This is a genomic window from Mesorhizobium sp. M7A.F.Ca.CA.002.15.2.1, assembly GCF_003998715.1.
In the GTDB taxonomy this organism is placed as follows: Bacteria; Pseudomonadota; Alphaproteobacteria; order Rhizobiales; family Rhizobiaceae; genus Mesorhizobium; species Mesorhizobium ciceri.
Genome location: NZ_RZPI01000233.1, coordinates 1 through 7,537 on the forward strand (window position 1 = coordinate 1; position 7,537 = coordinate 7,537).

General features: G+C 64.7%; 5 protein-coding genes. 4 read left to right on the forward strand and 1 reads right to left on the reverse strand.

Translation table 11 applies throughout. From position 1 onward, the window contains the following. From ENZ74_RS15030 to ENZ74_RS15045, 4 genes are all read left to right on the forward strand, one after another. A partial coding sequence (locus tag ENZ74_RS15030) for an NAD(P)/FAD-dependent oxidoreductase (RefSeq protein WP_164761039.1) occupies nucleotides 1-1,450 on the forward strand: 1,450 nt, incomplete at its 5' end. Beyond that, the gene (locus ENZ74_RS15035) at nucleotides 1,450-1,932 is read left to right on the forward strand and encodes a MarR family transcriptional regulator (protein WP_013527967.1); all 483 of its coding nucleotides are present in this window, start codon (nucleotides 1,450-1,452) and stop codon (nucleotides 1,930-1,932) included. The genes ENZ74_RS15030 and ENZ74_RS15035, both read left to right, overlap by 1 nt. Nucleotides 1,933-1,977: 45 nt before the next feature. Next, nucleotides 1,978-4,131, forward strand: coding sequence for an indolepyruvate ferredoxin oxidoreductase subunit alpha (locus ENZ74_RS15040; protein WP_063169955.1), 2,154 nt, complete (start codon nucleotides 1,978-1,980; stop codon nucleotides 4,129-4,131). Continuing rightward, nucleotides 4,124-5,704, forward strand: coding sequence for an indolepyruvate oxidoreductase subunit beta family protein (locus tag ENZ74_RS15045; protein WP_063169956.1), 1,581 nt, complete (start codon nucleotides 4,124-4,126; stop codon nucleotides 5,702-5,704). Before ENZ74_RS15040 ends, ENZ74_RS15045 begins: the two co-directional genes overlap by 8 nt. Before the next feature lies 1 nt (nucleotide 5,705). On the opposite strand, the gene ENZ74_RS15050 is transcribed toward ENZ74_RS15045, so the two are convergent. Further along, nucleotides 5,706-7,442 (reverse strand): sulfatase-like hydrolase/transferase, encoded by a 1,737-nt coding sequence (locus ENZ74_RS15050; protein WP_244514259.1) that lies wholly within the window; start codon nucleotides 7,440-7,442, stop codon nucleotides 5,706-5,708. Nucleotides 7,443-7,537 lie beyond the last annotated feature (95 nt).

The following is a 7,537-nucleotide window of genomic DNA, read 5'->3' on the forward strand; positions in this document are numbered from 1 at the left end:
CTTGCGCACCGAGGAGATCACCGCACCCGGCTTCATCCATGATGTGATGGCGACGACCTTCGTGCTGTTCATCACCTCGCCGGCCTTTGCGGCACTGGGCGCCGATCTCGCGCGCCACGGGCTGGAGTTCTGCCACACGGGCACGCCGACGGGCGTGCTGCGGCCGGATGGCAGCCATGCCGTGCTCGGCACCGACCGTGCCGCCAACATCGCCGCCCTCAACGCAATCGCGGCAGGCGACGGTGACCGGCACGCGGATGATGTCGGCGGCATCGAACGCAATGCCGGCCTGCTGTTCGGCTTGCTCGGCGGCAGCCTGTGGTCCTACCCGACAGCGAAGCTGCTTGCCGGTGATGGCTGGCGGCGTGGCCCGCGCGGCCTTGCCGCCTTCCTCGGCGAAGCTCTGGTGCCGGCGCGCGGCTGGCTCGAAAACACCTACCGGTCCGAAACCATCCGCGCGCTGTGGGCACCCTGGGTACTGCATGCCGGGCTTGGACCCGAGGACGCCTTCTCCGGCCAGATCGCCAAGGTGATCGCCTTCGCACTTGAGGCGGCCGGAGCACCGATCGTCAAGGGTGGGGCAAAAAACCTGCTGGCGGCCTTCGAGGCTTTGATTCGGGAACGCGGCGGCGATATCCGCACCGGCGCCGATGTCGCTTCGATCGTTCAAAACAATGGCCGGGCAACCGCCGTGCGGCTGGCCTCGGGCGAGACAATCAATGCCGACAAGAGCGTCATCTGCTCGGTTACGCCAACGCAGCTCTATGGCAGGCTGCTTGGCACGGATGCACCCAAAGCCGATGTCGAGGCGACGCAAAAGTACCGCTACGGCAAAGGCAATTTCCAGATCCACTACGCCTTGGACAAACCGCCCGCATGGCCGGGCGAAGGCTTGGATAAGGTGGCGTTGCTGCACCTCACGCCCGGCCTGGATGGCGTCTCGAAAGCTTGCAACGAGGCGGCGCGCGGCATGCTGCCGGAGGTGCCGACCATCTGCGTCGGCCAGCCGCACGCGCTCGACCCGTCGCGCTGCCCGGAGGGCAAGGCGATCCTGTGGCTGCAACTGCCAGAGGCGCCTCGCCACATCAAGGGCGACGCGGCCGGCAAGCTGCAGGCGCCGGCAGACGGGCAATGGACCGATGTGCTGCGCGAAGCCTATGCCGACCGCATTGAGGCGATCCTCGCCAGCCATATCGAAGGCTTCAAGGACAGCGTCATCGCGCGCCGCGCCTATTCGCCGGCCGATCTGGAGGCGATGAACATCAACCTGGTCGGCGGTGACCCCTATGGCGGTTCCTCGACCATCGACCAGTCTTTCCTGTGGCGGCCGTTCAAGACCAGCCGCAACCATCAGACCGGCATCAAGGGTCTCTACCATATCGGCGCCTCGACCCACCCGGGTGCGGGTCTCGGCGGCGGTTCCGGCTTTCTCCTGGCGGGGAGGCTGTGATGGAAGAGAAGGTCGCGGAAAAGCGCCAGCGCATTTCGACCCTGGGGCAGATCGGGCTGCAGCAATTCGCGCCCTATCTGATGAACCGCATCATGGGCCGCTACAACGCCACCTTGCGCGACGATTTCCGCAAGCAGGGCCTGACCATCCCGCAGGTCCGCACGCTCGCCGTGCTGTCGGTCACCGACGGTATCACCGTCAACGACCTCTCGGTCTATACGGTCATCGAGCAATCGACCTTGAGCCGGACCCTCGATACGCTGGAGGGCCAGGGTCTGGTGCGACGCGAGCAGGGTGTCACCGACAGCCGAATCCGCCATGTGTTCCTGACCGACGAGGGCCGCGCCGAGTTCACCCGCGCCTGGCCGGCCATGCACGACGCGTTCGAAGCGATGTTCGACGACATCGACGATGCCGAATATTCCGCGCTCATCGCCACGCTTTTGAAGATGCTGAAGAACATTCGCAAGCACGACATCTAGACCTACGCGCCGCCAGCGCTGGCGGTAACGGAAGGGAGAAAAAGAATGGCCGAACGGTCTTTTGCCAGGGAAGTCGAAAAACTCAGGCTCGGTGCCGGCGAGGAGTTTGCCGGCGAAGGCATTCTCGCCATCACCAAGGCGCTGCTGCAATGCGGCGTCGGCTATGTCGGCGGCTATCAGGGCGCGCCGATCAGTCACCTGATGGACGTGCTGGCCGACGCGCAGGACATTCTGGGCGAGCTCGGCGTGCATTTCGAAGCCAGCGCCTCGGAAGCCACTGCCACCGCCATGCTGGCGGCGTCAGTGCATTATCCCATTCGCGGTGCGGCGACCTTCAAGTCGACCGTCGGCACCAATGTTGCCTCCGACGCGCTGGCCAATCTCGCCTCCGGCGGCGTCACCGGCGGCGCGCTGATCATCGTCGGCGAAGACTATGGCGAGGGCTCCTCGATCATGCAGGAGCGCAGCCATGCCTTCGCCATGAAAAGCCAGGTGTGGCTGCTCGACCCGCGACCCAATCTGCCATCGATCGTCAAGGCGGTGGAGGATGGTTTCGAGCTGTCGGAGATTTCCAACACGCCGGTCATGCTGCAGGTGCGCATCCGCTGCTGCCACGTGCATGGCCATTTCATCGCCAAGGACAACAAGCGGCCGCCGATGACGGTCGCCGATGCCCTCGACGCGCCGCGCCGCGACACCGGCCGCATCGTGCTGCCGCCCGCCTCCTTCCTGCATGAGAAGGAGAAGGTGCAGAAACGCTGGCCGGCGGCGGTCGACTTCATCGCCAAGAACAAGATCAACGAGTTCTTCGGCTCGGACCATGGCTCGGTCGGCATCGTCATGCAGGGCGGCATGTACAATTCGGTCATCCGCGCGCTGCAGCGGCTCGGCCTTGCCGACACCTATGGCGACACCGACGTGCCGCTCTATGTGCTCAATGCCGTCTATCCCTTGATCGACGACGAGTTCCTGTCGTTCTGCGAGGGCAAGCAGTCGGTGCTGGTCGTCGAGGAAGGCCAGCCCAACTACATCGAACAGGCCTTTGCTTCGATGCTGCACAAGGCCGGTCGAGGCACCAGGCTGGTTGGCAAGGAGCATCTGCCGATGGCCGGCGAATATACCGGCCAGGTCATGCTCGACGGCATCGGCGCCTTCCTGCGCGCCGAGGCGCCGCATCTGCTGCCGGGCGAGGTGCGCGCGCCCAACAAGGTCGGCGACGGCGTTGATGCAGCCGACCTCATCAATGTCGTGCCGGGCCGTCCGCCGGGCTTCTGCATCGGCTGCCCGGAACGGCCGATCTTTGCCGCGACAAAACTGGTCGAGCAGGAGCTCGGCAAGCATCACATCGCCTCCGACATCGGCTGCCATCTGTTCTCGATCATGCCGCCTTTCGAGCTCGGCGCCACCACCATGGGCTACGGGCTGGGCCCGGCCTCCGCCTCGGCCTTCAATTCGCCTGATGCCAAGCGGCGGTCCATCTCCTTCGTCGGCGACGGCGGCTTCTGGCACAACGGCCTGACCTCCTCAATTGGCAACGCGGTGTTCAACAAGAACGACGGCGTCATCGTCATCGTCGATAATTTTTACTCGGCCGCCACCGGCGGCCAGGACATCCTCTCATCCCGCGCCGGCAACAAGACCAAGTCGACGAAGCATCCGATCACCGAGGCGGTCAAAGGCATGGGCGTCAAATGGCTGCGCCATGTCGACCGCACCTATGACGTGACCAAGATGCAGGACACGCTACGCGAGGCGCTGACGACGGAGGAGAAGGGGCCGAAAGTCATCGTCGCCTCGTCCGAATGCATGCTCAACCGCCAGCGCCGCGAAAAGCCGCTGGTCGACAAGGCGATCAAGGGCGGGACCCGTGTCGTGAAACCGAAGTTCGGCGTGGATGAGGACATCTGTACCGGTGACCATGCCTGCATGCGGCTGTCCGGCTGCCCATCGCTGTCGGTCAAGTCGCTCGACGATCTTTTGCGCGACGATCCGGTCGCGCATATCGACCAGAGTTGCGTCGGTTGCGGCAATTGCGGCGAGGTCGCCGATGCGGCGGTGCTCTGCCCGTCCTTCTATCGCGCCGACGTCGTCCACAATCCAAGCCGCTGGGATCGCTTCCTGGAAGCGGCGCGCCGCGCCACCATCAGCCTGTTGCAGCGTCGCCGCGAAAGCCGGCGCCTGACTTTCGCCGATGCTTGACGCCGTCCCCCCACTTCGCGCCCACGCCAGCGCTCAGGATGGTGAGCGTGTCATCAAGCTCGCCGTGCTGGCGGTCGGCGGCCAGGGCGGCGGCGTGCTCGCCGATTGGATTACCGATGTCGCCGAGCGCAACGGCTATGTCGCGCAGTCGACCTCGGTCGCCGGCGTCGCCCAGCGTACCGGCGCCACCATCTACTATGTCGAGATGGCCCGCGACACCGGCCGGCTGCCGGTCTTTGCGCTGTCGCCCTCGCAAGGCGACGTCGACATACTGATCGCGGCGGAGTTGATGGAAGCCGGCCGCGCCATCATTCGCGGCTTCGTCACGCCCGAGCGCACCACGCTGATCGCCTCCTCGCACCGCATCGCCGCCGTGTCGGAAAAGATCGAGCCGGGCGACGGCCGCGCCTCGTCGTCCAAGGTGCATGCAACGGCGGAGGCCGCATCGAAGCGCTTCATCGCCTTCGACATGGAGAAGATCGCCGCCGACAATGGCTCGATGATCTCGGCCAGCCTGCTTGGCGCGCTGGCGGGGTCGGACGCGCTGCCGTTCACGCGCGAAAGCTACGAGCAGGCGATCGGCGCGGGTGGTCGGGGCGTCAAGGCCAGCCTTGCTGCCTTCGGTGCCGCGTTTGATCGTGCGCGCGGCACGGCAGCACCGGCGCCTAGGCCGGCCGAGCCAGCGATCGTCGAATCTGCCCTGGGCGCCGGACAGGTGAGTGGCCCGCGAAACCTGCTGCAAGGCTGGCAGGCCTTGGCTGCCCGCATCGATCTGTTGCCGGTGGCCGTGCGCGATATGGCGCTTCGAGGCTTGAGAAAGGTCGTCGACTATCAGGACATCGCCTATGGGCGCGACTATCTCGACCGGTTGGACAAGGCCGTCGCGCTGGACGGGCCGATTCAGGGCTACGGCTTGTCCATCGCTGCCGCCAAGCATCTGGCCAACGCGCTGTGCTACGACGACATGATCCGCGTCGCCGATCTCAAGACACGTTCGACGCGCGACAAACGCGTGCGCCGCGAGGTCGGCGTCAAGGATGGCTCGATCCTGCAGGTGACCGAATATTTCCATCCGCGCATCGAGGAGTTCTGCGGCACGCTGCCGGCGGGTCTGGGCAGCTACATCGAAAACCGGCCGAAGCTCGCCGCCTTTCTCGATCGTCGCATCAATCATGGCCGCCGCATCCGCACCGACAGTTTTGCCGGCTTTGCCGCTCTGTGGTTCATCGGCGGCCTGCGTCGCTGGCGCCGCAGCCTGCTGCGCCACAAGGTCGAGGTCGCTCATCTCGATGGCTGGTACGCGCTGGCGCTCGACCATGTGCCCCAGGATTACGCACTGGCCGTCGAAATCCTCAACTGCCGCCGGCTGATCAAGGGCTACAGCGACACCCATGTCCGGGCGCAGTCGAAATTCGACCGGGTGCTGTCCGCGCTCGACATGGTCAAGGGCCGCACCGACGCCGCCGACTGGATCCGCCGCCTGCGCGAGATCGCGCTGAAGGACGAGAAGGGCGACATGCTGGACGGTGCGCTGAAGACCGTGGCGACGCTGGGGCCGGATACGATAGACTGATTTAACGGGCATCCACCGATTGGAGCGGCGCCAGCCCATGCAGCGGCACCGCTTCCGGGAACAGATGCAGCAGGCCTGTATCGACGCGCCGGCGCAGATGCGCATCGACCTCCGCACGATCCTGACAACCATGGAACCTGCCGCCGCAATGGTCGCGCAGGCGCACGAGATCGGCCATGACAGGCGACATCGGCAGGCCGGCGGCGTCGAGCAGGCTTGCGCTGAGGAAGCCGATGTCGAGCGGGGCCAGGTCAGGCATCGGATGGCGCAAAGGATGGTTGAAGGTGGTGAGCGTGTAGAAAGTGCGATAGGCAAGCGAGCCAGGGGTCGCCAAGGCGTCGTCCCCGGCGATCGCCTCGACGAACGGCTTGGTCGCCGACGACTGGTGATCGCCGAATTCGAGCACCACGGCGCCGCGTTCACCGGCATCCGCTTGCCTCTTGTCGAGGAAATCCTGGAAATCGCCGCGCGCTACCGCCATCCGGCGCAGATACTCATTGGCTTGGAAATCGCCCGAGAAAGGCTCGCCCTCGACCTTCAGCCCGGGCTCCATCCGCCCCTCATAGGGTGAGTGCGGAAACATGGTCTGGATTTCGAGGAACAGCGGCCGGCCGTCTTCCCTATGGTGCCTGGCGATGAATGCCTCGGCCGCCTGGTAATAAAAGTTGTCGCGCAGGTGATAGAAGGGCGCGGCGATGTCCTTGATGTCGAGCACGGTCTCGAAACCGATCGATTTCAGGAACGGCCCTTCATTGACGAACGAAAAGTCCATCGGCGTCATCACGACAGTCCGATATCCGCAGCGCGCCAGCACCTCCGGCAAGGCTCCGGCGACCTTGTCCTGCAGGGTGATGGTCAGATAGGGGCTTCGCCAGCCGAAATCGGTGGCCGACAGGCCGGTCATCAGCGACAGATTGGTGATCCAGGTGCCGCCGCCAAACGTCTCGACCTGCATCTGGTGCGGCGTGCCGGCCCCCGGTGCGAATCTCTGCAGGAATCCCGCGCCGTTGCCGACCTGCGGAAAATAGCCGGGATCGGACTGGCTTTCGCTGAGCACGAAAAAGACGTCGGGAAGATCAGCCCGGTCGCCGCAATCGACCGTGTCGGCAAAAGGCGGCTGCGGCGCCACGGCTTGCAGCCGCTTTTCGAAGCCCGATTCTACAACGAGGTTGTGCAAATCCAGCAGCGAGACGAAGAAGGCCGACATGTGCCGGCCCTGCATGTAGTAGAAATAGCGGTCCTTCGAGGCCTCGGCCGGAAAGGTCAGCGGCACCAGAACGACGAGCGCCGCCATGACCAGGACGCGTGCCGACACCGGCCAGCCGATTTTCCGATCGATCCGGAACAGAAGCACCGCCGCCCCGATGCCGAGCCCTAGGGCAATGACGACCGGCGCGATCAGATGGAGGTAGGAGCCGAGCAGGAAACGATACACTTCCGGGTCCCTCGACACGAAGACCGTGTCGTAGAAGTGCAGCGAAAATCCTTTCAGCCGGAACTTGATCGCCGAAACCACGGTGACGAAGGCAATGCCCATCCAGGCGAGGTAGACGGAAAAGGCAAGGCGCCCCGAAGCCAGGAACAGAAGTCCGGCAAGGGCAGCCACCAGCGCCAGCGAGAACGGCACCGACAGCCATTCGTGCTCGGCCCGTCCGGCGGCGAAGACGCCTGCAAGGCTGACCACGGCCAGCGTCAGCGGATGGCAGAGCACCCGTCCAAGACCTTGAAGCTGAACCACAGATTTTCCCACGAAGATGCCTGAGCACAGTTTCGGGAAATTCTTCGATTATTTGCGGGCTAAGAACAAATGTATAGTGGATTTAACCTTAACTC